Source organism: Pseudomonas umsongensis (genome assembly GCF_002236105.1).
Lineage (GTDB): Bacteria > Pseudomonadota > Gammaproteobacteria > Pseudomonadales > Pseudomonadaceae > Aquipseudomonas > Aquipseudomonas umsongensis.
In genome coordinates this window covers 1,257,984-1,283,363 of the sequence record NZ_NIWU01000001.1, presented here as the reverse complement: position 1 = coordinate 1,283,363, position 25,380 = coordinate 1,257,984, and the positions used below count along the sequence as shown (strand labels likewise).

At 58.2% G+C, this 25,380-nt stretch carries 26 protein-coding genes; 8 read left to right on the top strand and 18 right to left on the bottom strand.

What is annotated here, in order from left to right; translation table 11 throughout:
- Window positions 1-98: 98 nt before the first annotated feature.
- The 3 genes from nhaB to PSUM_RS05660 all read right to left on the bottom strand — a co-directional run bounded on the left by nhaB (window position 99) and on the right by PSUM_RS05660 (window position 3,519).
- Complete coding sequence (nhaB, locus tag PSUM_RS05670; RefSeq protein WP_083349172.1) at window positions 99-1,601, bottom strand: sodium/proton antiporter NhaB; 1,503 nt, start codon at window positions 1,599-1,601, stop codon at window positions 99-101.
- Window positions 1,602-1,679: 78 nt separating this feature from the next.
- A complete protein-coding gene (locus PSUM_RS05665) occupies window positions 1,680-2,969 on the bottom strand; it encodes a hypothetical protein (RefSeq protein ID WP_083349171.1) in 1,290 nt (429 codons plus the stop codon).
- A 283-nt stretch (window positions 2,970-3,252) separates the two neighbouring features.
- Complete coding sequence (locus PSUM_RS05660; RefSeq protein ID WP_033041741.1) at window positions 3,253-3,519, bottom strand: hypothetical protein; 267 nt, start codon at window positions 3,517-3,519, stop codon at window positions 3,253-3,255.
- 343 nt (window positions 3,520-3,862) lie between these two features.
- Here PSUM_RS05660 and PSUM_RS05655 point away from each other — a divergent pair, with 343 nt between their 5' ends.
- Window positions 3,863-5,188, top strand: coding sequence for a sigma-54 dependent transcriptional regulator (locus tag PSUM_RS05655; protein WP_020797154.1), 1,326 nt, complete (start codon window positions 3,863-3,865; stop codon window positions 5,186-5,188).
- 160 nt (window positions 5,189-5,348) lie between these two features.
- Here the strand turns inward: PSUM_RS05655 and PSUM_RS05650 are convergent, their stop codons facing one another.
- The 8 genes from PSUM_RS05650 to pnuC all read right to left on the bottom strand — a co-directional run bounded on the left by PSUM_RS05650 (window position 5,349) and on the right by pnuC (window position 12,202).
- A complete protein-coding gene (locus PSUM_RS05650; protein WP_083349170.1) occupies window positions 5,349-6,629 on the bottom strand; it encodes a coiled-coil domain-containing protein in 1,281 nt (426 codons plus the stop codon).
- A gap of 46 nt (window positions 6,630-6,675) precedes the next feature.
- Window positions 6,676-7,422 (bottom strand): hypothetical protein, encoded by a 747-nt coding sequence (locus PSUM_RS05645; protein ID WP_083349169.1) that lies wholly within the window; start codon window positions 7,420-7,422, stop codon window positions 6,676-6,678.
- Window positions 7,423-7,455: 33 nt separating this feature from the next.
- Window positions 7,456-8,136, bottom strand: a complete 681-nt coding sequence (locus tag PSUM_RS05640; RefSeq protein WP_020797151.1) for a C39 family peptidase — start codon at window positions 8,134-8,136, stop codon at window positions 7,456-7,458.
- A 61-nt stretch (window positions 8,137-8,197) separates the two neighbouring features.
- Window positions 8,198-9,715 (bottom strand): hypothetical protein, encoded by a 1,518-nt coding sequence (locus tag PSUM_RS05635; RefSeq protein WP_020797150.1) that lies wholly within the window; start codon window positions 9,713-9,715, stop codon window positions 8,198-8,200.
- Window positions 9,716-9,766: 51 nt separating this feature from the next.
- Complete coding sequence (locus PSUM_RS05630; RefSeq protein ID WP_020797149.1) at window positions 9,767-10,345, bottom strand: hypothetical protein; 579 nt, start codon at window positions 10,343-10,345, stop codon at window positions 9,767-9,769.
- Between the two features lies 1 nt (window position 10,346).
- Complete coding sequence (locus PSUM_RS05625; RefSeq protein WP_020797148.1) at window positions 10,347-10,724, bottom strand: hypothetical protein; 378 nt, start codon at window positions 10,722-10,724, stop codon at window positions 10,347-10,349.
- Window positions 10,725-11,117: 393 nt separating this feature from the next.
- Window positions 11,118-11,642, bottom strand: a complete 525-nt coding sequence (locus PSUM_RS05620) for an AAA family ATPase (RefSeq protein ID WP_083349168.1) — start codon at window positions 11,640-11,642, stop codon at window positions 11,118-11,120.
- Window positions 11,639-12,202: a nicotinamide riboside transporter PnuC gene (gene pnuC, locus PSUM_RS05615; protein ID WP_020797146.1), complete on the bottom strand. Its 564-nt coding sequence runs from the start codon at window positions 12,200-12,202 to the stop codon at window positions 11,639-11,641. The genes PSUM_RS05620 and pnuC overlap by 4 nt, the downstream gene beginning before the upstream one ends.
- Window positions 12,203-12,487: 285 nt before the next feature.
- Here pnuC and PSUM_RS05610 point away from each other — a divergent pair, with 285 nt between their 5' ends.
- Both PSUM_RS05610 and PSUM_RS05605 read left to right on the top strand, forming a co-directional pair.
- Window positions 12,488-13,318, top strand: coding sequence for an undecaprenyl-diphosphate phosphatase (locus PSUM_RS05610; RefSeq protein ID WP_033043490.1), 831 nt, complete (start codon window positions 12,488-12,490; stop codon window positions 13,316-13,318).
- On the top strand, window positions 13,315-13,725 hold the full coding sequence (locus PSUM_RS05605) for a DUF1294 domain-containing protein (protein ID WP_020797144.1): 411 nt from the start codon (window positions 13,315-13,317) through the stop codon (window positions 13,723-13,725). The genes PSUM_RS05610 and PSUM_RS05605 overlap by 4 nt, the downstream gene beginning before the upstream one ends.
- An 11-nt stretch (window positions 13,726-13,736) precedes the next feature.
- Here the strand turns inward: PSUM_RS05605 and PSUM_RS05600 are convergent, their stop codons facing one another.
- The gene (locus PSUM_RS05600) at window positions 13,737-14,096 is read right to left on the bottom strand and encodes an MmcQ/YjbR family DNA-binding protein (RefSeq protein WP_083349167.1); all 360 of its coding nucleotides are present in this window, start codon (window positions 14,094-14,096) and stop codon (window positions 13,737-13,739) included.
- Window positions 14,093-15,001, bottom strand: a complete 909-nt coding sequence (locus PSUM_RS05595; protein ID WP_083349166.1) for a LysR substrate-binding domain-containing protein — start codon at window positions 14,999-15,001, stop codon at window positions 14,093-14,095. Before PSUM_RS05595 ends, PSUM_RS05600 begins: the two co-directional genes overlap by 4 nt.
- Window positions 15,002-15,133: 132 nt before the next feature.
- Here PSUM_RS05595 and PSUM_RS05590 point away from each other — a divergent pair, with 132 nt between their 5' ends.
- Window positions 15,134-15,745 (top strand): FMN-dependent NADH-azoreductase, encoded by a 612-nt coding sequence (locus PSUM_RS05590; RefSeq protein WP_083349165.1) that lies wholly within the window; start codon window positions 15,134-15,136, stop codon window positions 15,743-15,745.
- A gap of 183 nt (window positions 15,746-15,928) precedes the next feature.
- Window positions 15,929-16,966, top strand: a complete 1,038-nt coding sequence (locus tag PSUM_RS05585; protein ID WP_020797140.1) for an alpha/beta hydrolase family protein — start codon at window positions 15,929-15,931, stop codon at window positions 16,964-16,966.
- A gap of 27 nt (window positions 16,967-16,993) precedes the next feature.
- Here the strand turns inward: PSUM_RS05585 and PSUM_RS05580 are convergent, their stop codons facing one another.
- From PSUM_RS05580 to PSUM_RS05570, 3 genes are all read right to left on the bottom strand, one after another.
- Entirely contained in the window at window positions 16,994-17,434 is a 441-nt protein-coding gene (locus tag PSUM_RS05580; RefSeq protein ID WP_080725356.1) for a tail fiber domain-containing protein, read from the bottom strand.
- A gap of 159 nt (window positions 17,435-17,593) precedes the next feature.
- A complete protein-coding gene (locus tag PSUM_RS05575; protein ID WP_083349164.1) occupies window positions 17,594-18,790 on the bottom strand; it encodes an MFS transporter in 1,197 nt (398 codons plus the stop codon).
- 291 nt (window positions 18,791-19,081) lie between these two features.
- Window positions 19,082-20,668 carry an ABC-F family ATPase gene (locus PSUM_RS05570; protein ID WP_033044478.1) on the bottom strand — a complete coding sequence of 529 codons (1,587 nt, stop codon included), beginning with the start codon at window positions 20,666-20,668 and terminating at the stop codon, window positions 19,082-19,084.
- Window positions 20,669-21,158: 490 nt separating this feature from the next.
- Here PSUM_RS05570 and lpxO point away from each other — a divergent pair, with 490 nt between their 5' ends.
- Window positions 21,159-22,058 carry a lipid A hydroxylase LpxO gene (gene lpxO / locus PSUM_RS05565; RefSeq protein WP_033044479.1) on the top strand — a complete coding sequence of 300 codons (900 nt, stop codon included), beginning with the start codon at window positions 21,159-21,161 and terminating at the stop codon, window positions 22,056-22,058.
- Between the two features lie 117 nt (window positions 22,059-22,175).
- On the opposite strand, the gene ku is transcribed toward lpxO, so the two are convergent.
- Entirely contained in the window at window positions 22,176-23,036 is an 861-nt protein-coding gene (ku, locus tag PSUM_RS05560; protein WP_083349163.1) for a non-homologous end joining protein Ku, read from the bottom strand.
- Between the two features lie 192 nt (window positions 23,037-23,228).
- On the opposite strand from ku, the gene PSUM_RS05555 reads away from it, so the two are divergent.
- The gene (locus PSUM_RS05555) at window positions 23,229-23,573 is read left to right on the top strand and encodes a hypothetical protein (RefSeq protein WP_033044477.1); all 345 of its coding nucleotides are present in this window, start codon (window positions 23,229-23,231) and stop codon (window positions 23,571-23,573) included.
- 51 nt (window positions 23,574-23,624) lie between these two features.
- Window positions 23,625-24,776, top strand: a complete 1,152-nt coding sequence (locus tag PSUM_RS05550; RefSeq protein WP_083349162.1) for a PQQ-dependent sugar dehydrogenase — start codon at window positions 23,625-23,627, stop codon at window positions 24,774-24,776.
- A 60-nt stretch (window positions 24,777-24,836) separates the two neighbouring features.
- On the opposite strand, the gene eco is transcribed toward PSUM_RS05550, so the two are convergent.
- A complete protein-coding gene (gene eco / locus PSUM_RS05545) occupies window positions 24,837-25,319 on the bottom strand; it encodes a serine protease inhibitor ecotin (RefSeq protein ID WP_083349161.1) in 483 nt (160 codons plus the stop codon).
- Window positions 25,320-25,380: the final 61 nt, after the last annotated feature.

Genomic DNA, 25,380 nt, shown 5'->3' with positions numbered 1-25,380 from the left:
GGGAGCGGGCTTGCTCGCGAAGGCGGTGTGTCATTCAACAATAATGTTGCCTGGCACGGCCCCTTCGCGAGCAAGCCCGCTCCCACATTTGTTAAGTGTTACAACCAGAAACTCACGGCATACCAACCCAGAATCCCCATCACCACGGTATATGGCAACGCCATCCACACCATCCGTCCATACGACAGGCGAATCAGCGGTGCAATCGCCGAGGTCAGCAGGAACAGGAACGCCGCCTGGCCATTGGGCGTCGCCACGCTGGGCAGGTTGGTTCCGGTATTGATCGCAATCGCCAACGTCTCGAAATGTTCGCGGCTCATGTGCCCGGAGAGGAAGGCCTGTTTTACCTCGGTGATGTAGATGGTGGCCACGAACACATTGTCGCTGATGGCCGAGAGCAAGCCGTTGGCGATGTACAGCATGCCGGGTTGTTGGTCGGCGGGCAGGGCCAGCACCCAATGGATCAATGGCGTGAACAACTGTTGATCGTGGATTACCGCCACCACGGCGAAAAACACCACCAGCAATGCGGTGAAGGGCATGGCGTCCTTGAATGCGTTGCCCAGGCGGTGCTCGTCGGTGATGCCGGTGAATGCGGTGATCAGCACGATCACCATCAACCCGATCAGGCCCACTTCCGCCACATGAAAGGCCAGCCCGGCAATCAGGATCAAGGCCGCCGCACCTTGCACGAGCAACGCAGCACGCTGGCGGGAAGTGCGCTCGGCATTGTCCTGGGCGGCGTAGTTGGCCAGCACGGTACGAACGTTGTCCGGCAGCAACGTGCCATAACCAAACCAGCGCAGCTTTTCCAGCAGGACACAGGTGACCAGGCCCGCGACCAGCACAGGCAAGGACACCGGCGCGATCTGCAGGAAAAATTCGGCGAAGTGCCAGCCCATTTCATGGCCAATCAGCAGGTTCTGCGGTTCGCCCACCAGCGTGCACACACCACCGAGCGCAGTGCCCACGGCGCCGTGCATCAGCAGGCTGCGCAAAAACGCGCGGAATTGCTCGAGGTCGGCGTGATGCAGGGTGGGCAGGTGCTGGTCATCGCTGTACTCGCTGTCCTGGCGCGGATCGCTGCCCGAGGCGACGCGGTGGTACACCGAGTAAAACCCGACGGCGGCACTGATGATCACCGCGGTTACGGTCAGGGCATCGAGAAACGCCGACAGGAACGCCGACAAAAAGCAGAACATCAGCGCCAGCAGGGCCTTGCTGCGTACCCCTAGCAGCAGGCGCGAGAACAGGAACAGCAGCAGGTCTTTCATGAAGTAGATACCGGCGACCATGAACATCAGCAGCAGGATCACCGGGAAGTTGTGCAGCAACTCGTCATAGAGTGCCTGGGGCGTGGTCATTTTCAACAACAGCGCTTCGACCAACAGTAGGCCGCCGGGCATCAGCGGATAACATTTGAGGGCCATGGCCAGCGTAAAAATGAACTCCAGCACCAGCAACCATCCAGCCACCACCGGGCCTGCGGTCCATAACGTCACGGCGTTGAGAAGCAGGAAACCGACAATGCAGGCCTTGTACCAGCGCGGTGAGTTGCCGAGAAAATTGTGCGCGAACGCCTGGGCCATCGAGCCGGACATCGGCTACTCCTTGAGTTAAGAAGCGCGCAACTTGCCGTAAGCCGAACAGAAGATCAAGCGTAGGAAAAGTCTATCGAGTTAGCCCAAGTAGCGTGCGACGATCGCCCGATAGGTACCGTCCAGCGAATAGCCGCCGACGAGGATGTTGCCATCATTCTGCACCGCGATTGAAGTGGCTGTGTCAAGGCTGCGGCCCAGTCGGGTGCGTACAAATCCGCTGCCGTCGCCAAAGTCGCCATCGAGCTGCCCGCCCGGCAGGTATCGGCCCAATACAAAGTCGGCCTCGACGCCGCCAATGGTGGCGCCCGCGGTCAACACGCTGCCGTCCGGCTGCATTTGCGCGGCAGTCCATTGGCAACCGCTGCGACCGATTTCCAGTAATTGCGCCTGGCCGCCATTGCAATGATGATCCGGGCGTCCATTGGCATGCATTTTCATGGCCATGCAGCGCATGGGGTCGCGGCTGCTGCCAAAACATTGCACGTCGCCGTTGGCCTGCTGGACGATTTGGCTGACCTGGGCACTGTGTCCGCATGCCAGGAAACTCATGAAGCCATCCAGGGCAAAACTGCTGTCCAGGCTGCCATCGGCATGATAGCGGGCCACCAGGCCTTCTTCCGGGAAATTGATCGAGCCACCCACCAGGATGCGGCCGTCGCCTTGCACCGTCACACTGCTGAGCCAGGTATTCATCAGCAGGTGCCTGACCATCACAAAGCCGCGGCCATTGAAGCTGTTGTCCAGCGCGCCCTCTGCGGTCAGCCGTATCAACATGGCGGCATGATCGGCGAGTTCGAAGTGATGATTGGTCACCAACAGTATGCGACCGTCGTCCTGCACGTCGACGCCGCAGGCCTCGGCGCCTGGTACGCCCGGGGGTAGCCAGACGTCGCGCATGCCCTGGGAGAAGTTGCCTGGCAGCCGCACGACGCGACGGCCATTGTCGCCAAAACGCTTGACCGGTTGACCCAGCGAGTCAAACAGCGCCAGCGCGGGGAGTGTGCAGTGTTCGCTTTCGTATTGCAGGCCGACGATCAAGATGTGCCCATTGGGCAGCACGTTTACCTTTCCCGCCATGGCCTCGAAACCCGGCTCGAATTGCCCGATGACACTGCCTTGTTTGCCAAAAGCCAGGTCCGCTGAACCGTCCCTGAGCAAACGTGCCAGGCCAAAGCGGCTGCCACCAGGCAGGGTGACCTTAGCCGCCACCAATAGCCGGCCCTGTGAATCAATTGCGATGTCGTTTGCCAAGCTTGAAGTGCTGCCGAAGAAATACACCTGGGCGGTGCCTTTGGCAGCGAAGGTAGTGTCTAGCTTTCCAGCATCACGGACAATTGCCGGGAAAGCCAAAACAGACTGGATTGACATGCACGCATCTCCTTGCGAGTCGTCCTTATCCAGAAGTTGGGCGGTGGCGACTTTCTAGAGAATATTCAATCCCTGAATGATTAAATGCACAACTGTCATAACTAACAGACGGAGGGTCGTTGTGTGCCACAACAGTGTCTTTTCGAACCAATGGCAAGCCAGCAAAGAATTAAGGACGCGTCGAAGTTCAAGTAAGAAAGCGTCTTGAGTGCGCTTGGCGTGAAAAAACAGCCAAATAATTCCAGCCAGGGATGCGGATTACCTGGCGTAATCCGCCATACAGTTATTGCGGCATCGACCATGATTGCAACGTGTAGCCTTCTTCGCTCAGCTCGGCGCGGGCCTGTTGCAGCAAGCACTCAAGCTGCGCTGGATCGGTATAGGCGCTGCTCGGGATCTGCTTGCGTCCAATATTGTTATTGGTGCGGTCGATCACGGTGAGGGTCAGTTCGCCATTACCGTCTTGTGGGGCCCAGGCCACGCATTTGAACGGTTTAAATGCGCGGTCGGCAATCAAAAGAGCTTCGTTGACACGGAGTGGGGCGTTCATAGGTCGTCTCTCTATAGGCCCAGTCAAGTCAATTGCCGTCGGTTGGGCTTACCGTTCGGCTGGTTACTTGTACTGATGCCCGCAACCGGGGTTCAGGTCACACTCAAGCAAAAGAAATTTCAACTTTCTTTCGCATCCCAAGGATACAGCCTCGCGTTGAAAGCGTAATGAAAGAAAACTTTCGTCAGATGGCTGGAAAATCCCGCTTCTTATAACTCTTTATCTAGAAGCCCTATAGTCAAACGGTACAAGCGCCCGTCAAATTCTTGCTAACGTTACAGCCAGGTCCGCCAAATGACTGTTTTTAATAAAAAATCCTAAAATTTGGCGTCAAGGAAATCACATGAACGAAGCGCCTGCGTTACGTCGTTTATTAGTGGTGGATCCCTGCGACGACTGCCATCGTTTGCTGCCGGGATTACGCTCCGTGGGATGGGACGTTGATAGCTGTTCGCTGGACAACGCCGCCGATCGAAGTTGTGACGTGGGCTTGTTACGATTACAGCCCTTTCACCTTGAGCATCCGGATACCGTCAAAGAGGTGATCAGCCGAAGCGGTACCGAGTGGATCGCCGTACTCAATCAGGATGTCCTGCGGCTACAGAATGTCGGGGACTTTGTCTGCGAGTGGTTTTTCGATTTTCATACCTTGCCGTTCGATGTCTCCAGGGTCCAGGTCACATTGGGTCGGGCCTTTGGCATGGCGCGGCTGCGCGGACAGGGCACGGTTCATATCGATCAGCCTGAGCACGAACTGCTGGGCGACAGCAAGCCCATACGCGAATTGCGCAAGTTACTGAGCAAGCTGGCGCCCACCGAATCGCCGGTGTTGATTCGTGGCGAAAGCGGTACTGGTAAAGAATTGGTGGCGCGTACGCTGCATCGACAATCCCTGCGCCACAGCAAGCCCTTTGTCGCTATCAATTGCGGGGCTATTCCCGAGCACCTGATCCAGTCCGAGCTGTTTGGCCACGAGAAGGGCGCCTTTACGGGTGCCCATCAACGTAAGGTCGGGCGGATCGAAGCGGCCAACGGCGGCACGCTGTTTCTCGACGAGATCGGTGATCTGCCCCTGGAACTGCAGGCGAGCCTGTTGCGGTTCCTCCAGGAAAAACACATCGAGCGGGTGGGCGGCAGTCAGCCGATTCCGGTGGATGTGCGGGTACTGGCGGCAACCCATGTCGATCTTGAAGCGGCGATTGAAAAAAAAGGCTTTCGCGAAGACTTGTATTATCGTTTGAACGTGTTGCAAGTCGCGACCGCGCCCCTGCGTGAGCGCAATGGCGACCTGTCTATGCTGGCCAACCATTTTTCCCATTTCTACAGCCATGAAACTGGCCGCCGTCCCCGCAGCTTCAGCGAAGACGCACTGATAGCCATGGGCAAACATGACTGGCCGGGCAATGTGCGCGAGCTGGCCAACCGGGTTCGGCGCGGGTTGGTGCTGGCCGAGGGCCGGCAGATCGAAGCGCGTGACCTCGGGCTGATCAGCCATCACACCGTTGCCGCGCCGATGGGCACGCTGGAAGACTACAAACACCGGGCAGAGCGCCAGGCCTTGTGTGATGTACTAAACCGCCACAGCGACAACCTGAGCATTGCCGCCAAGGTGCTGGGGATATCCAGGCCGACCTTCTACCGGTTGTTGCACAAGCATCAAATTCGCTGAACCCGATACTGTAGGAGCGAGCCCGCTCGCGATGGACCACAGGACACCACGGGGTGCCAGGCTTCCCGCGTAATCGTTGAGGACCATCGCGAGCATGCTCGCTCTTACAGAAAGAAAAAGCCCCGTTGCGATTGAAGTCGCAACGGGGCTTTGTCGTGGGTCAGAAGTAGTACGGGAATTTCAGGCTGAAGGAAAAGTCCGGCGAGTCGTCGGTCAGGCCGATGGCCAGGTTGGGAACGATCGTAAGGTTGTCGGTGGCGGCCAAGGTCATGCCGATGTTGAAGTTGGCCGAGTTGTAGTCGCTGTTGGAGATCGATTGCCAATCGCCGCCGTCCGGCTTGATCTTGCTCTTGCGTGCGAACTGATCGGTGAAGGAGAACGACATACTCATCTTCTCGTTCAAGGCGAAGGCAATGCCGGCGCCGATCTGCCAGGAATCGCCCAGTTTCACGTCCCCGGGCACCTTGGAATTGACCTGAGGGCTGATGTCGCTGAAAGAGTCCTCCATGTTGTAGGTGTAGGCCAAGCTGCCGAACAGCACGGCCGGGTCGAAGGTCTTGACCAGCGAGATCCCCGGGGTGATCGACCAGACACCATTGCCGGTCGGCAAGTCTTCGGGTACCGCGAGGTTATCGTTGCCCGGGACCTCGATCAGCTTGATACCGTAAGGGTCTTCCCCGGTTGGCGCCTTGATGCGCAGTGTCGCCACCGCGTCGGGCAGGTTGGCCGACTCGTCGAGGAATTTGTAGGCCACGCCAACGTTCACATCGCCGATGGCCGGGTCGCGGGTAACGGTTTCGTCTGAAACCCCGTTGGCGGCGCCGCCGGCGCCACCGGAGGAGTACGTAGACTCGCGATAGATCACGGGGACGTTAATGTCGAACTGCCAGCGTTGCGCTACGTTGTAGCGGGCGGTCAGGTCCAGTGTCCAGTTGTCGGCCTTGATGCGGTCCAGGTTGATGTTGCCGAGGAAAATCGAGTCCAGTGCCAGGAAGCCATTGAGCGTCAGCGCACGGGTATCGTAGTGCGTGTAGGTCAGGCCGGTTTCGACGCTGAACTTGCCGCCGCCGAAGAACCCGCTGGCTTCGTCGTACAGGTTGGATACGCTTTGTGCCGGTTCCGAGTCATCCTTGAGCGACTGCCCGTAGGAGCTGCCAGTGGTTCCGGGCGCGCCGGCAGCCAACGTCTGGCCACTCTTGGGCGATTCCGCGGGGGACTTGGTCAGGCGTTTGGGCGCAGGTGTCGCAGGAGCTTCTTCAACTTGTCGAACGCGCTGTTCAAGGACCATCAGCGCGTTCTGTTGTGCTTCGTAACGCTGTTTCAACTCCATGAGTTCTTGTTTTAGTGCTTCTACCTGGGGGTCCGGTGCTGCGTATAGCAATGGGGCCGGTGCCAGGCTACTCAGACAAACGATAACTCTGAACGTTAACGATCGGTGCATGGGTTAGCCGTCCCTTCTGACTACAAATGATGAGACTGAGCGTAGATCAGAATCCTTGAGTGCGAAGACCTTTGAGCTGGTCCAGGTTGCCGTTCAGTGAGCCGGCTGTCGCCATGTTGTCACGCAGCACGACATTCAACGATGTGAGGTTCCTGACTTGGTTGCTATTGCCGAGCAACGTCGTGTTCTGCATCAATCCACCCTGGGCCAGGCGTTGCATGGTACTGCCCTGGTTGTTGTTGGCGATGATGTTCAGTTGCACCCCAGTACCGCTCGAGGAAACGCTCAGCGTTCCCGCGCCATTGGAGCCAACCAAAGTTGAGCCCGCGGCAAGTGCCTGGCCCTGCTGTGGCGTGGCTGGCGCCTGGTTGGCCTTGGTAACGTTGATATCGACGTTGTTGTAGGCACTGTTGTTGTCGCCGGCAGCCCGCACGACTTGAGTGACGCCTTCAGTGCTGTTGAGGCCGCCACCGCCGGTGACCGTGCCAGTGCCGGTGCTTTGGGTACGCGCTGAGCCAGTGCCTTTTTCGTCGATCAACGACACATAGAATTGTGGCTTGATGGTCGACTGTTGAATTTGCATCGAGGACGTTGCCCCGATCACTTCTCCGTTGGCGTTTTGCCAGGTACTGGTCATGGCAATACCGAAACTGATGATCCGTCCCGGCAAGACATAACGCCCGCGCAGGCTTGCCAGTTCCTGGTCGCTCAACTCAATGGGTTTCAATATTTCTGCATGGATCGGCAGGCTGGCGGCCAGGCAAGCGACGGCCAGCCAGATTGGAGTCTTCATTGGATACTCCCGGAGCATCATGCTCGCTTGTTATTAGAAGAAGTCGCTTTGTATGAAGCCGAAATCCATCAACTCTGCGTCCTGCACCGGGCTGAAGGTATTTACGCGGTTCTTGGCAGTCAGCGGCAGGGGCGGGTCGAGCAATGCATTATTTTTGTCGTAGCCTTGGCCGATGACGGCAAAGATGATGCCGTTCCAGCCTTTGATAAAGTCATCGACTTTGTAGCGTTTATGCCCGAGTACCGGATCGCCGATATAGACCCAGTCGTTATGGACTCTTTGCATGACCACAAAGTGTTTGTAGCCACGGATGTCCATGAGTACCACCACCGGAATCCTGATCTCCTTCAAAGATTCAGGTGATACACGATAGCCACGCGCCCGCATCCCGAGACTTTCCACGTAGCGCTTCATGTCGAGCATGGAGAAGCCCTGGACGCGGACCAGATCCTGGTCGGAGTGAGACAGCATGCCTTCGATGATCTGTTCTTCGTCTACGTCAAGCCAGTAGGCCTGGCGCAAGATGGTCGCCAGCGCAGCGGCGCCGCAACTGAAATCGGTTTTCTGCTGCACCAGGTCGGCAAATTTGCGCTCGCGAATGCTCTGGATCGGCTTGTACACCACCGCACCGCCTGGCAGGACAGACAGCGGCAGTTGTGCAGCCTCGATCACACTGGACACGCAGAGCAAGATTGCCAAGGCGATAATACGCATGGTGGGGACGCCTTCTGGTTGGGTTGAAAAGGCCCCCGGAAGGGGGCCTCGACTGACAGCATTAGAACGATTGGTTGGAGATGGCCAACGAGTTGCTTTGTTGGTTGCCCACACCAGCAGCCACGTTGACGCCCAGGTTGCCGCTGCCGCCGTTCACCGAACCGCTCAGGGTTGCAGTGTTGGTTACAGGGTTGGCCCAGCCGGTTGGAGTCAGCACTTGATAAGAGTAGGTGTTGCTCAAATCATAAGAGCTGCTTTCGCTCCAGCTTTTCGCTTTTGCGTACTCGGATTCGGACGACTTGCTGCCCGATTTGTCATACGACGACGCGTTGGCTTTCTCGAACGAAGTGTCGAACGATTTTTCGAACGAGGAATCGCGCGATTTGTCGTACGAGGATTCACGGGATTTGTCGTACGAGACATCGAGAGACTTGTCGAACGAGGATTCGCGAGACCTGTCGAACGAGGATTCGCGCGATTTGTCGTATGATTTGTCTACCGACACGTCAAGCGAAGCGCTAAGCGAAGCGGTAAGCGATGCATCGGACTCTCTGCTGCGGGTGCGATCGCCCCAGCCATTGTTGACGGTAGTGGAGTGGGAAGACGCCGCCGCAGCGTCCAGGGAAGCGTCCAGGGAAGCATTCAAAGAAGCACTCGATGAACCGCTTGCACTGCTGCTATTGGAACCACTTGCAGCGCTGCTGTTGGAACCGCTTGCATCCAGGCTGAAGGAACCGCTTGCGCTGCTGCTGTTGGATCCGCTTGCATTGCTGCTTTTGGAACCGCTTGCATCCAGGCTGAAGGAACCGCTGGAGCTAGAGTTTTTGGAACCGGCAGCGGCCCAGCTCGACGAAGCGCTTTGACTGCCGCTAGCCTCGAAGGATTTCTCGCGAGAGGCACTACCGCTTGCGGTTTTGGTAACCGTAATGGTATCCACGCGATAGGTCCGGTCAGCGGTGTTATTCACGATCAAGCCAGGACCGTCCTGGTTGGCGGAGGCGGTGGCTCTTGCGCTACCCAGTGGGGCATTGGTGTTGGCAATTGCCATGGTGTTTTTCTGCTGGTTCAGGTCGCCGCCAGCAATGTTGACACCCACGTTACCGCTGCTGCCATCGGCGGATCCACTCATCACGGCAGAGTTGGTTACGCCGAAGTTGTGGACGACGTTACGGTTGCTGGTTTGCCGCACGTCGGCGGAGGCAGTGGCCGTGCCGAACACGAAGCTGTTGTCGATCGCGGCGTTGTCGGAGGCTGCGTTGGCGATGGCGGCGGCGTTGTCTTGCTGGTTGCCGTTACCTGCCGCCACGTTGACGCCGACGTTGCCACTTGCGCCTTGGGCCGAACTGCTCATCTCGGCCGAGTTTTCTACCCCTTCATTCCAGATGCGATTGTTGGTGCTGCTCTGTCTGTCGTGAGCATTGGCAGTCGCACTGATAGGGATCATTTTTGCAGGAGGGGTGTGGTGGCCTCCGTTGTGATGATGGTTACCACGCCGATCGTTTTGCCCAGCTTGTACAGCAACAGCCATGACCGCAGCAATTGCGAAAACCAGAGGCTTTAATGCCATCGAAGGTTTCATGGTGATTCTCCGTACTTATTTTAGGTTAAGTGTTGTTATTACCTGTTTGGGTCAGTCCACGACCCGTACGCTGAGGGTGTTGGCCATTCGGTTTCCCACCCCGGCGCTCTGATTCAACTGAATGAGCCCACGGCTACCGGTGAAAGCCTGGTCACTGGTGGTGACCTGGCGATAGCCTGGTGCGGAGTCAGTTGGATCGGAGTTGGAGAGCAGCGTCACGTTCTGTTGCATGAGGACGCTGTCATCGATACTTTGCGGCTGTGCGCTGGTGCTGATCCGCAGCGCATTGGCTTGCTGGTTGCTGGCGCCCGCGCTCTGGTTGACGCCCAACGCGCCATTGCCATGGCTGAAGGAGTCGCCTTGAATGCTGGATCGGGCATCCATGTTGGGGTCGACAATGGTGCGTAACCGTTGGCGAATCTCTGTGGTCGCGCTGGCGTTATGACCCGCGGCGATGGCCCGGGCATTAGCCTGTTGCTGCAGGTCGCCGGCCGCCTGGTTGACCGCGAAGTTGCCTTGATACTGCGCGCCCGAACCGTCGATGTCGGCGTTATTGATGACGGGGACGGGGGATTGGGCGAAGGTCGATGCACTGCAAAACATGGCGATCATCAGCAGCGTACGATTCATCTTAACGGTCTCCCGTTATGATTCTCAGAGCGCCCAGGCCCTGCTGGACGTTTGAATTGACCATGTTGGCAATGCCGCTGCCGGAATTGCCCGAACGCCCGGCGGGGAGGTTGGAAAGTTGGGTCTGGGTGCTGATATTGCCGCCCAGGTTGTTGGTGTTTTGCGTCACCAGTCGGGAGATGCCTGCACCACTGGCAACGCCGGCAAAGTCACCGTCACTCAACTCGTTGGTTTGAGCGAGGACCTGTTTGGACGGGTTGGCATTGACGGTCGTGGGGTTAGGGTCGGGAACGAGCGGCGCAGTCGTCGCGTTGCGCACCTGGACATCACGCTTGATGATGATAATGCCGTTGTCCGCTTGTGCAGACAGGCAGGCCATTGAGCTCAGTGTGCATCCGACCAGCAGGAGGCTATGGATTTTGTTCTGGAGTTTCCCCACGGCGGCAATTCCTTCTGTAAGTGGAACGCTGGCCCTTATCAGCGTTGCAGGGGAAGAGAGCAGAAGGTGTGCCGGTTTTTGATTTGTCTTCAATAACAGTGGCTTGGCTTTAACTGTTGAGGTGGAGAAAAACACTTTGTAACGTCACTGAGACAAAGGCGCGCGAAAGTGCCGTCCATGCTGGCGGCATTGCTTGCTAAGGGCGATTAGGGGGCGTTGTATCAGCGGCTTAACATTTTCTTGAGAAAATGCTTGAGCCGCTCTAGCTTGAGGGTTTGCGCGGGGCGAGGTGTTTCAGCAATGGACATTTTCTGACAGGGCGGGGCCGCCCTGTCAGGTGCGTAGCAAGCGTGTCACAGCCTCGAAAGCCATGTCCTTGCGTTGTTGCCAGTCACCTTGCAGTACCTCGTAAGGCTGGCGATGCAGCTCAAACCACTGGCGGCTGGCCTGGAAAAATGCCTGGCGTTCTTCCAGTTGCGGCTGGCAACGCTGTCCGTCGTCATGCCAGGCCACCGTATCAGGGCTCAGCAGCAGGTGAAGGTCGTAATGGCGTTTCTTCAAAGCCCGTTCGATCCACGACGGGCAGGCGCCGAACAACGTTCGACTCCAAAGTACATTGCTTAACAGGTGCGTATCGAGAATCAACAGTGACGGCTGTTTCGCCCGTGCCTGATCTTCCCAAGTAAGCTGGCCAAGTGCTATGGGCGTAATGTCTTCGAAGCAGGTTAGCCGGGCTTCATTCTCGATGAAATACCGAACATACTCGCCGACCAATATGCCGCCGAAATTGGCGTAAATCTCGCTCGAAAGCCAGCTTTTGCCACTCGATTCCGGTCCTGCCAGCACCAGCACCTTCATGGGCATAGCACCGGGTCGCTGCGCCATGTCCGCCAGCCTTGAATAGCCAACAGGGCGAACAACCCATACAGGGCAGCCGTCAGGTACATCCCCTTATAGAGGAACAAGCCGACGAAGACGCAGTCCAGGACGATCCACAACGGCCAGCATTGCAGGCGTTTTTGCGCCATCCACCATTGCGCCACCAGGCTGAAAGCCGTGAGGGCGGCATCTAGCCAGGGTTGTGCGGCATCGGTCCAGTGCGCCATGGCGGCGCCCAGCAACAGGCTGCCGAGCGCGCCCAGGGCCAGCCCCGAAGCCACCGCCTGCCCATCCAGCCGGCTGACCTCGCGTCCAAGATGCGCCTGGCCTGCGCGCGTCCATTGCCACCAGCCATAAATCTGCAGCGCGGCATATATCACTTGCAGCAACATGTCCGAATACAGCTTCACCTCAAAAAAGATCCAGCTGTAGATCAGCACCATGACCAGGCCGATCGGCCAGCACCAAGGGTTCTGCTTGACCGTCAACCAGACGGCGATGACGCCGAGGGTAGCGGCAAACAGTTCAAGCCCGGACATAAGTTTCCCTGGAAAATCGAAGAGGGGGCGAATTGTAACCGGATTACCGCGAGGAGGCTTGATGCAGCGTCTCTATCGGAGCCTGCAACACGACAGCATTAGGCGTACTTGTCTGCTAGGATTTCGTCCCGCACGCAAAAACCTGAAATCAAACTGATTTTTCACGAAACTCTGGAGATTTTTGCGTAGGCTTGTGCGCGCGGGACTCAACGACGCTGATTTACAGTAAACGGCTTTGAATAAATTAACGGGGCATGCGTCGACGCATTGCCTTTTGGGGGATTGATGGATCTTTGGACGGCCTTTCAGGCTTTGATTCTTGGCATTGTAGAAGGGCTGACGGAGTTCTTGCCCATTTCCAGTACCGGGCACCAGATTATTGTCGCCGACTTGCTCAACTTCGGTGGTGAGCGTGCCATGGCGTTCAACATCATTATCCAGCTCGGCGCCATCCTGGCGGTAGTCTGGCAGTTTCGTCGCAAGATTTTCGATGTGGTAGTGGGCCTGCCGACGCAGCCCAATGCCCGGCGCTTTACCGCCAACCTGCTGATTGCCTTCTTTCCGGCGGTGGTATTGGGGGTGATTTTCGCCGACTTGATTCACCACTACCTGTTCAACCCGATCACGGTAGCCACGGCATTGGTCGTGGGCGGCATCGTCATGTTGTGGGCTGAAAAGCGCCAGCACGAAGTACATGCAGAAAGCGTCGATGACATGACCTGGAAAGACGCCCTTAAAGTCGGCCTGGCCCAGTGCCTGGCGATGATTCCGGGCACCTCGCGCTCAGGCTCGACGATCATCGGCGGCTTGTTGTTCGGCCTGTCGCGCAAGACCGCTACCGAGTTTTCCTTCTTCCTGGCCATGCCGACCATGGTGGGGGCTGCGGTGTACTCGGGGTACAAGTATCGCGACCTGTTCGTGCCTGCGGATTTCCCGGTGTTTGCGATTGGCTTCATCACGGCGTTCATTTTCGCGATGATCGCGGTGCGAGGCTTGCTCATGTTCATCGCCAGCCACAGTTATGCGGTGTTCGCCTGGTACCGCATTGCTTTCGGCTTGCTCATCCTGGCCACCTGGCAATTCGGTTGGGTTGACTGGACCGCGGCCAAGCCATGAATGGTGTCAGCGCGCGCAACGGGGCAAACATCCGCCACCTGCGCCTGAAGCTGCTGGTGTTTGCGATGGTGTGCGCGCTGCCGCTGTTCGGTTCGATGTCGTGGTGGCTGCAAGGGGGTTCACTGATTCCCCTGGCGGCCTACGGTATCGTCAGCGTGCTGGCGTTCCTGCTGTACTGGAGCGACAAGCGCAAAGCGCGCGTTGATCACTGGCGTACGCCGGAAAACGTCCTGCATGCGCTGGAATTCGCTGGCGGCTGGCCGGGCGCCTTGCTCGCGCAGCAAGTGTTTCGGCACAAGACGCGCAAGGTGTCCTTTCAACTGGTGTTCTGGATCATCGTGCTGCTGCACCAGGTGTTCTGGATCGACCAGCTGTTCCTCGAGGCGCAGCTGTTCTCACTGTTCTGATCGAGGCGCTGCTAGAGCAAGAGGCCGACCTGCGTGCGCTTGGGCAACTTGCTCACCACCAGTTGATGAGAACGCTTCAGCAAGCCTTGCAATTCCTCGGCGCCGAGCGGGTAGGGCGTGGTCATGATAATCCATTGTGCCCGGGCCAGATAAGGCGCCGGGTGAATGCCGGGACGGTCGCAGTGCCCCAGAAACAGGTCCTTGTCGACCTTGAAAGCCAGTGACTCGCCGCGCAGGTTCTGCAAGGCAAACATCTTGTTGCCGGCAATCGAAAATACCCGCACGCCACCCCATTTGTAATCTTCACGGGCACCCGGCAAAGCCAGGCAAAAAGCCGCTACGTCGGCCTCGCTCATGCGTCCTGCCTTCATATCAAGCGATCTCCACAGGCATTGAATGTTTCGATCAGATGGTCAAGCCAGGCGCGCACGGCCGGCATCACGCCGCGTCGATGAGGGTAGACCGCCTGCAACCAACCCCCGGGCAGCGACCACTCGGGCAGTAACTGTACCAGTGAGCCATTTGCCAGCTCCTGCTCGCAATACATCATCGGCAGCGTCGTGAAGCCCTGGCCAGCCAGTGTGCAGGTCTTGCGCACGATGAAGTCGTCGATGCCCAGCCGCGCTTCTAGGGCCAGGTCGTATTTTTTGCCCTGGCGATCGACCAGGCCAATGTGCACCAGGCGATCGGGTTCGAGGGCGCCAAGTACCGGCAGGTTTTTCAGGTCGTCGGGATGATTGATCTCAAGCCCCTCGAGAAAGGCGGGGCTGGCGACCATCAGCATCTGCGCCTGGCGCAGGCGGCGAGTCACCAACAGCGGGTCTTCATCACCCGGTTCGCGCACGCGTAATGCAACGTCCACGCCTTCGGTCACCAGGTCGACGCGTCGATTGACCAGCATCACCTCCAGCTGCACTTGCGGATACTTCTCGAGGAAGTTGCTGATTACCCCCGGCAGCATTTCGTGAGCCAGGCCGACCGGGGAAGAGACTCGCAAGCGCCCACGGGGTTCGCTGGACATACTGGCCACGGCTTCGTCAGCCATTTCCGCTTCCAGTAGCATCGCCTGGCAGTGGCGCAGATAACGTTCGCCTACGGCAGTGAGTTTCAGTTGCCTTGTGGTGCGTTGCAGTAAACGTGCACCCAGGCGCTCTTCCAGCTCGGCGATGCGCCTGGACAATCGCGACTTGGGAATCCCCAGCAAACGTCCGGCGGCCGCGAAGCCGCCAGCCTCGACGACTTTGGCGAAGTAATAGAGATCATTAAGGTCTTGCATGGGCGTTTTCTCGATCGTTCTACCAGTGAGACAAACTATCGTATTGTTGCAGTCTAATCAGTTATTGGTTTGATCTGTAGGATTGTTTCCATCAGATCGCCCCTGACGGCGATCCTCACCTGGAGATCCCACATGAAACTGCTGCATATCGATTCGAGCATTCTTGGTGACAACTCGGCTTCCCGTCAGCTGAGCAGCGAAGTCGTCAAAGCCTGGCAAGCCGCCGAGCCGTCCGCCGTTGTGACCTACCGCGATCTGGCAGCCGACGCCATCAGCCATTTTTCCTCGACCACACTGGTTGCAGCGGGTACCACGGCTGAACTGCGCAACGCGGCCCAACAGCACGAAGCCGAACTGAGCGCGTCTACCCTGGCCGAGTTCCTCGCCGCGGATGCCGTGGTGATTGCAGCGCCGATGTATAACTTCACCATCCCGACCCAATTGAAGGCCTGGATCGACCGCATTGCCGTCGCCGGCCAGACATTCCGCTACACCGACGCCGGCCCTGAAGGCCTGTGCGGTGGCAAGAAAGTGGTGGTCGTTTCGACTTCCGGTGGCCTGCACGCCGGCCAGGCAACCGGTGTTGCCCACGAAGACTACTTGAAGGTGCTGTTTGGTTTCATCGGCATTACCGACATCGAATTCGTCCGTGCCCACGGCCTGGCTTACGGTGACGAAGTGCGCGGCAAAGCGATGAGTGATGCCCAGGCACAAATCAGCGAGCAGCTGTTCGCCGCCGCATAAGGTTTGGATAAAGACCCCGCTGTCGCTGCAGGCAATCCCCAAAAAACTCTGTATTCTGTTCACGCAAGTGGCAGATGCGGAGTTTTTTGTTTCTCAGTATTGCTAATTGCGCTTGCAAAATTGTGGCCCGAGTCATGCAGTCGAGGCTTAACGTCTCCGTTCCGTAGCAAGGTGGGGCATCCCATGGTGCGTCTTTGTGCAGCTTTACTGATCTGTCTGCTCGCCAGCCTGAATTCAGTGCACGCCGCACCTGCGCCGCATCCTCACTGGAGCGTCGGTTTTCATGAAATGAGCTTTCTCGATCCGCTCGATCTGCAACCGATGCGGGCCATTGCGTTCTACCCTTCGAGCGCGAAGGAACACTCCAGCCGGCTTGAGGGCTACACCGTCGAAGCCGGCGAAGACACCAAAGTCGCCATGGGCCGGTTTCCAATGCTGATGCTGTCCCATGGCAACACCGGCACGCCATTGGCCCTGCATGACCTGGCCACGTCGCTGGCACGCAAGGGTTTTGTGGTGGTGGCTGTTATTCATCCCGGCGATAACTCCAAAGACCACAGCCGCCTCGGCACCTTGAGCAATTTGTACGGACGGCCGATCCAGATTTCCGAAGCCATCACCGCGACCCTGGGCGATCCCATGCTCGCGCCTTATGTCAATGCCGAGCAGGTTGGCGTCATTGGCTATTCGGCAGGCGGCGAGACGGCATTGATACTGTCGGGCGCGACTCCGGATCTGGATCGTCTGCGCCGCTACTGCCAGGAGCGCCCGGACGACCGTGATGCCTGCAATACCCAGGGTGAACTGATTGTCGACCGCGATGATTTGCAACCGGTAGCCGACCCGCGCGTCCATGCATTGCTGCTGATGGCGCCACTGAGCCTGAAGTTCGGTCGTCATACCCTGGCCGATGTGCATGTTCCGGTGCTGCTTTACAGCGGCGATGGCGACAAGCTGGTGTACCCCGACAAGAACGCCGCCGCCCTGGCGCGCAAACTGCCCGTCGCCCCCGATTTCAAGCTGCTGGCCGGGGCCGGGCACTTCGTATTCATGGCTCCGTGCAATGACGAGCAGATCGTTGTCACGCCAGCCTTGTGCACCGATGCCGACGGTGTCGATCGCGTCGATATTCACCGCAACCTGATCTCCGAAGCCGGACGCTTTTTTTCTCGCACACTGGGCAGAGCGACGCGAGCCGGGATGCAGACTGCCGATCAATGAATGACGACCAGGCGCTTTTATAATTCGTTACTTGTTAGCCAGGGCTGTTTCCAGGGTTTGCACTCTGGCATTGAGTTCGCGAACCGATTCAATTAATGGTGCTACAAGTTTTTGATAGTCCACTTGCAGGTGATCGCCTTCAGTGCGTACCAACTGTGGGTAGACCTTCTGTACATCTTGCGCGATCAGGCCGACATCAGGCTGGTCGTTGTGTTTCCAGTTGAATGTCACGCCACGGAGTTTAAGCAGGTTCTCCGTCGGGTTTTCCAGGCGCTGGACATTTTGTTTCAGGCGTTCATCGCTGAATGGGCAGCAATCGCCGCCAATGCCACCAGAGTCTGGCGGGCCGCCAACATCATAGCAGACGCCATTGTGGCAGATTTGCTGTTGAACCGAACTTTCGGCATTTGCAGTGGGGGCCAGTAAGAACGCCAGTATTGGAGTAAACACGGTTAGAGCTGTTCGCATCTTCTATTCTTTCCGAGTAAGAATTTAATGTAGGTGTGTCATCCGTGATTTTGTCAAAGTTGATGATTATAACAACGATGGCACTCTGCATTAATTGATGCGTGATATTGCGTGCTAATGTATTTGCAAATGCTTATAGGGTTGTAATGGTGTATTTATTTAACTAACAGGACTTGTGACCCGACGTGAAAGCAACAAAGTAAGACAAAGTCCGGTGACGGACAGCATCGCCGCGCACAAGAAGATCCACGGATACCCCAGGTTCAACGCCACCGCCCCCATCAGCGGGCCGGCAATCGCCAGGGCCAGGTCGAAAAACACCGCGTAAGCACTCAAGCCCGCGCCGCGACTCGCGTTAGGCACCTGCTTGATTGCCTCGACGCCCAGTGCCGGATACACCAGCGACAAGCCGAACCCGGTCAGGCCGGCACCGATCAAGGCATAGCCAGTCGAAGGCGCCAGCCACAGCAGCGCCAGGCCGATGGTCTCGATGGTCATACAGGCGATGGCCGACGGGAAGCCGCCAAATCGGCTAATGCTGGAAATGAACAGCAACCGGGCCAGGATGAAACATACCCCGAATACCGTCAGGCAATACGCCGCACCGCTCCAGCCTCGATTGATGTAATAAAGGGTAATAAAGGTGGTGAGGGTGCCGTAGCCGATCGAAGCCAGGCTGAGGCTTGCGCCAAACGGTGCAATGCGCCCGAACACCGCCCAAAAGGGTAGGCGCTCACCGCGCACGACCGGCACCGACGGCTTGTTGCGAATCAGCAGCAGCGCCGCCAGGGCCAGCACCGACAGGGCGATACCCAGGCTGGCAAACCCCAGTTGACCGACCATCACCACCCCCAGCGGCGCCCCGATGGCAATCGCCCCGTAGGAGGCAATACCGTTCCAGGAGATCGAGCGCGCGGTGTGTTCGGCACCCACCTGTCCCATGCACCAACTGATGGTACCGACCCCGATCAGCCCTTGGGCGATGCCCAGCAAAAGGCGTCCGGCGATCAGGACCAGCAAGCTGATTAAAGGAGCGCTTTGCAGCAACACCGACAACAAAGTCAGCCCGCCACTCAGGACAATCCCCAACAGGCCATAAACGATCGCGCGCTTGGTACCGACATTGTCCGACATGCGCCCGGCCATGGGCCGGCTGAGCAGGGTAGCCAGGTATTGCGAGCCAATGGTCAGCCCTGCGACGACGGCACTGAACCCGAGCTGTTCATGGACGTATCCTGGCAACACCGCAATGGGCAGGCCAATGCAGAGGAAGGCGACAAAGGTATAGAAAACGATGGAAACGATCTGCAGGGTGATCGCCATGGAGCTTTGCGGTGGCTGTTCTTGCGCAGACATGAAGGGCTCGTTCGCGGGCGGCGGCAGGAGAACTGCATGATGGCGTGGCGGCGAGATAAAAGAAAGCAGGCTAACTAATTAGGCTTGAGATTTGATCGTTCCCACGCGCTGCGTGGGAATGCCTCAACGGACGCTCCGCGTTCGGCTCTGGATTGGGACGCGGAGCGTCCCGGGCTGCATTCCCACGCAGAGCGTGGGAATGATCTAAAACGTTCGGATAACGCATTCATCCAGATTTCACGCGTTATCGTTAACGTCCATCGCGAGCATGCTCGCTCCTACAGGCTGCTCTTAGAACACCACGCCCTGGCTACGCAGGTAATCGTCATAGGTGCCGCTGAAGTCGGTCACGCCGTTAGGGCTCAACTCGATGATGCGGGTTGCCAGGGAGGACACGAACTCACGGTCGTGGCTGACGAAGATCAGCGTGCCCGGGTAGTTTTCCAGTGCCAGGTTCAGCGCCTCGATGGATTCCATGTCCAAGTGGTTGGTTGGTTCGTCCATCACCAGCACGTTCGGCTTTTGCAGGATCAGCTTGCCAAACAGCATGCGACCTTGCTCACCACCGGAGATGACCTTGACCGACTTGAGGATCTCGTCGTTGGAGAACAGCATCCGGCCCAGGGTGCCACGAATGATCTGCTCGCCCTGGGTCCACTGGCCCATCCAGTCGAACAGGCTGACATCGTCTTCGAAGTCGTGGGCGTGGTCCTGGGCGTAGTAGCCCAGCTCTGCGCTTTCGGTCCATTTCACGGAGCCGGCATCCGGGGTCAGTTCGCCCATCAAGGTACGCAGCAGGGTGGTCTTGCCGATGCCGTTCGGGCCGATGATCGCCACGCGCTCGCCAGCTTCGACGGTGAAGCTGAAGTTCTTGAACAGGGTCTTGCCATCGAAGCCCTTGGACATCTGCTCGATGGTCACGGCCTGGCGGTGCAGCTTCTTGGTCTGCTCGAACCGGATGAACGGGCTCACGCGGCTCGAGGGCTTGACCTCGGCCAGTTGGATCTTGTCGATCTGCTTGGCACGGGAAGTGGCCTGCTTGGCTTTCGAGGCGTTCGCCGAGAAGCGGCTGACGAAGGTTTGCAGTTCGGCAATCTGGGCTTTTTTCTTGGCGTTGTCCGACAGCAACTGCTCGCGGGACTGGGTCGCCGCGGTCATGTACTCGTCGTAGTTACCCGGGAACAGGCGCAGCTCACCGTAGTCCAGGTCGGCCATGTGGGTGCAGACGCTGTTGAGGAAGTGACGGTCGTGGGAAATGATGATCATGGTGCTGTTTCGCACCGTGAGGATGGATTCCAGCCAGCGAATGGTGTTGATGTCCAGGTGGTTGGTCGGTTCATCGAGCAACAGCACTTCCGGATCGGAGAACAGGGCCTGGGCCAGCAACACCCGAAGTTTCCACCCTGGAGCCACTTCGGACATCGGGCCGAAATGCTGTTCCAGCGGAATTCCCAGGCCCAGCAGCAGTTCACCAGCACGGGATTCGGCGGTGTAGCCGTCCATTTCGGCGAATTCGGTTTCCAACTCGGCCACGGCCATGCCGTCTTCCTCGCTCATTTCCGGCAGCGAGTAGATGCGATCGCGCTCGGCCTTGACCTTCCACAGCTCTTCGTGACCCATGATCACGGTGTCGATCACGGTGAATTCTTCGTAGGCGAACTGGTCCTGGCGCAATTTACCCAGGCGCACGTTCGGCTCCAGCATGACCTGGCCGCCGGACGGCTCGAGGTCACCGCCCAGGATCTTCATGAACGTCGACTTGCCGCAACCATTGGCCCCGATCAGGCCATAGCGGTTGCCGCCGTTGAATTTGACCGAAACGTTTTCGAACAACGGCTTGGCGCCGAACTGCATCGTGATGTTAGCTGTAGAAATCAAAGGTTTTTCCTGCGAAGCATTCAGAGTAGCTAGGGTTGCGGCAGTACCGATTCAGTACCCGTTAACGCTGTTCGACCATGGGACGTACATCCCGGTCAGCAGCGCAAGATCCATCTGGCAATAAGTGGACAGCAGCATTGGGAGCGCTTGGCCCGAGTCGAAGTGCGCTGAGGCCGGGATTTCCCGTCATCAACCAAGGGGGGCGCGTAAAGTTTGGCGGCGATTGTACTGGTCTGGCCATATAAACGATAGGGCAATAAGGCCGCACCGACGCATTGACGGTATCAACGGACAGATTTTCACATCTCAAGGCTAACAATTGGTTACGGACGATCGCTAAAATGCCATCTTTCACTGATGCCAAACGTTGGCGTCGGCTCAAGGACGGGCCACCGGGCCCGTTGTCTGGTTTTCAGGCACTACTCAGGCTCCGCAGGCTATTGGTTGCCAGGGAGCGCAGTTTGCTCACCTCTGACGTGTGACGATTTTCGTGAAACTCATCATTGCCGCTGTCTACGTTATATCCATCGCGTATGTCCATCTGCGTGGCCGTGTACGCCACAAACTGGGCCGTCAGCTGAGCGACCACTCGACGTTCCTGGCGCCGATCAATTGCTTGCTTTATCTGTTCTCGAAGATCCCTAACAAGCCGTTTCTCAACCCGGCGGACTTTCCCGACCTCGCGCCACTGCAGACGCATTGGGAGGAGATTCGCGCCGAAGGCCAGAACCTGCTGAAGGCGGGGGAGATCAAGCGCTCCAATGATTACGATGACGTCGGCTTCAACTCCTTCTTCAAGACCGGCTGGAAGCGCTTCTACCTCAAGTGGTACGGCGATAGCCACCCATCGGCCATGAAGCTTTGCCCGCGCACCACCGAATTGGTACAGAGCATCGGCTCGATCAAGGCGGCGATGTTCGCCGAATTGCCGCCGGGTTCGAAACTGGTTCGCCATCGTGATCCGTATGCCGGCTCCTACCGCTATCACCTGGGCCTGGAGACACCTAACGATTCGGGCTGCTACATCAACGTCGACGGCGAAAACTATCATTGGCGCGACGGTGAAGCGGTGATGTTCGACGAGACGTTCATTCATTACGCACACAACACCACCGAGCAGAACCGCATCATTCTGTTTTGCGATGTGGAGCGCCCGATGAAGTACCGCTGGGTGGCCGCATTCAACCGCTGGTTCAGCCGCAATGTGATGGCGGCTGCCGGTGCGCCGAATGAGGCGGGCGACAAGACCGGAGGCATCAACCGCCTGTTCGGCAAGATTTACAAGATCCGCTTGAATGGCAAAGCCTTGAAAAAGCGTAATCGCAAGCTTTATTACCTGCAGAAGTGGGCCTTCTTTGGTGGGTTGCTGGCGATTTTTGTCCTGGTTTGATTTTCGTTTGTCAAAACTGACGTCATCGCCGGCGAGCCCGCTCCCACAGGTTTTGTGGCCACCGCCTATCTTTGTAGGAGCTGGCTTGCCAGCGATGAGGCCGGAACGTTCAACCCCTCACTTGCTGACTTTTTTCCGCGCCGCCGGTTTTGTCGGCGATTTGGGCTTGGCCGTCTCCTTGCTCCCGCCCTTGCCCCCCAGGCTACGCTTGAGCAACTCAGTCAAGTCAATGACATCCGCGGTCTTGCGCTCCTCCTCGCCAGTGGCTGTTTCAACATCCTCGATTTTGCCTTCATGGGCTTTCTTGTCCACCAGGGCCATGATCTTGTCTTCGAATTCGTCCCGGTAATCCTCCGGCGACCATTCGACGCTCATGTCCTCTACCAGGCGCTTGGCCATGTCGAGTTCGCCCTTGCCCAACTCGGCCTTGGTCACATCCGGTCCTAATGCCAACTCGTCCAGACTGCGCACTTCCGCCGGCCAGCGCAGCTTCACGAGGACCATGGCCGATTCCAGCGGCATCAAGGCCGCCAGGTATTGGCGGGTATGCAGCACCACGCGGGCCAGCGCGACTTTATTGGTTTTGGTCAAGGTTTCACGCAACAGGGCATAGACCTTGCCGCCCCGTTTATCCGGTGCCAGGTAGTAGGGCGTGTCGATGTTCTGCAGCGGGATTTGCTTGCTGTCGACAAAGGCAAAGATGTCGATAGTCTGGGTCGAGAGTGGATGCGCCGAGCGAATCTCCTCCTCGCTGAGCACCACATATCGACCTTTTTCGTATTGCACGCCTTTGACGATGTGCTCTTTGGTGACTTCCTTGCCGGTGACTTTATTGACGCGTTTGTAGCCCACCGGGTCCATGCTGCGACTGTCGAGCCAGTCGAAATCCACCCCGTGGGAGGACGTCGCCGAGACCAGCGCCACAGGGATATGCACCAGCCCGAAACTGATCGCGCCTTTCCAGATTGCCCGTGCCATGGTCGTCTTTCCGAAAGTGATGTTCAGGTGACCTTGGGCCTCGTGCAAAAGTTTCAGCGGCCTGCAGGCCGTGTGGGGCTGTGCGTCGACGTCGTGTTACATCTTGCCGGGAAGTTTGGGTTAACAAATCCCGATCCCAGGCGTAGCGTGCTATGGACGAATCTATTCACGCATCCTTCGCGAGGCTCGCCAATGAACCGATACGTACCTGGCCTTATCGTGCTGGCATTGAGCGGCGTACTCGGTCACATGGCCCAGGCCGGCACCGCTTCGCCCGGCGCTCCGATACAGTTGGCGCAAAACCTGCCGGGCAGCACCCACAACAATCCCTACAACAGTCCGATCCGCCGGGCCAACCCAAACAGCATGCAAGGCACACAGCCCAGTGCCCCGGCCATCCGCGGGCCGAACACCGTACCCGTGCCACGACCGCCCACCCTTGACAACGGTGGCATCGGCAATCGTTACCCGCAGGATCGCTCGGCCCCCAGCAGCGCCCCGAAGTTCATCCCCAATCCACCGCCCCGTAGCCCTTGAAGGACCGGGCTGGCGTCCTGTTGGCCCATCCCATGACAAAAGGAATCGTGCATGTTGCGTAGTAGCCTCCTGAGCACTTTTTTTGCCAGCACCTTGTTAGCCGCCAGCGCGCCTGTTCTGGCAGCAACCACCCAGGACATGCAAAGCGAGCAGGGCACCCTTGAGGTGACGCTGATCGCCTCGGGACTTGTACACCCCTGGGCGCTGGCTTTTCTGCCGGACCGGCAGGGCATGCTGGTCACCGAGCGACCGGGCAACCTGCGTGTGGTGACGGCCGACGGCAAGTTGTCAGCACCGCTCAACGGCGTGCCCAAGGTCTGGGCCAAGGGGCAGGGCGGCTTGCTGGATGTGGCGCTGTCGCCTGACTTCAGGCAAGACCGGATGATTTACCTGTCCTATGCCGAAGGCGGCGGCCAGGGTGGCAAGGCGGGTACTGCGGTTGGCCGCGCACGGTTGTCCGAAGACCTGACGACCCTGAAGGATTTCCGGGTAATTTTCCGTCAGGAGCCCAAGCTCTCGGTGGGCAACCATTTTGGCTCGCGGCTGGTTTTCGACCGGGACGGCTTCCTGTTCATTACGCTGGGGGAAAACAACGACCGGCCCACCGCCCAGGACCTCGACAAGTTGCAGGGCAAGGTCGTAAGGATCTATCCCGACGGCCAGGTGCCTGGAGACAACCCCTTTGTCGGACAGGCCGACGTGCGCCCGGAAATATGGGCCTACGGCGTTCGTAATCCACAAGGCGCGGCGCTCAACCCTTGGACCGGCACGCTCTGGGAAAACGAACACGGTCCCCTGGGCGGTGATGAGGTCAATATCATCGAGCGCGGCAAGAATTACGGTTGGCCGCTGGCCACCCACGGCATCGATTACTCGGGCCAGCCGATCCCGGAAGCCAAAGGTAAAACCGCCGAAGGTACTCGTGGGCCAAATCATGTCTGGGAAAAGTCCCCCGGGCTGAGCGGCTTGGCATTCTACGACGGCGACCGCTTCAAGGACTGGCAGCACAACGCGTTCATTGGCGCGCTGGTGACCCGGGAATTGATTCGCCTGCAGTTCGACGGCGACAAGGTGATTCACGAAGAACGCTTGCTGGGCGAACTCGACAAGCGCATCCGCGATGTGCGGCAGGGGCCGGATGGGTATTTGTATGTGCTGACCGATGAAGAGGACGGAGCGTTGTACAAGATAGGGTTGAAATAACGCTTACCCGATCGTTCTCACGTTTGGGAGCGATCGGGTAGACCGGGCTCAAAATGGCAGTTATTCCTCGACAGCCTTCTCAACCTTGCTCGAGGCCGACCAGACCCGGTAGCGAACCTCGATGTCCTTGGGCACATAGAGCACGATCGGCAGTTTGCTGTTGTAGCGCAGCATGAAACCGTCACCGACCACCAGCACGAAATCCTGCTGGCGCTTGCCATCCGGGCAGGCCATCAGCGTGCTCATCGGGCCGATGACTTTTTCCAGGCGGTAGAACGGATACCCCCAACCTTCGAGGTTCTTCTCGTCGAGAATGCCACCCAGGCGTTGGCGATTGCAGTCGACTTCCAAGATCTTGCCAGCAAGGATCTGGACCTGAAAGTCGTCTTCACGGGTTTGCGGGGCGAGGTGGATGACCTGACGACTGAAACCCTTTTCAGGTTTCGGAAAGGGTGCAACATCTTCGAGCTTTGCCCCATGGGCGATGCTCGACAGCGTGACGGCGATCAGCCCGATGGTGGTGCTGATGGTCGATGAACCCATGATGCCTCCTTGCGTATGTGTAGGTGAGCCGATTCTTGATCGGCCGGGCGCCATTCTCGAC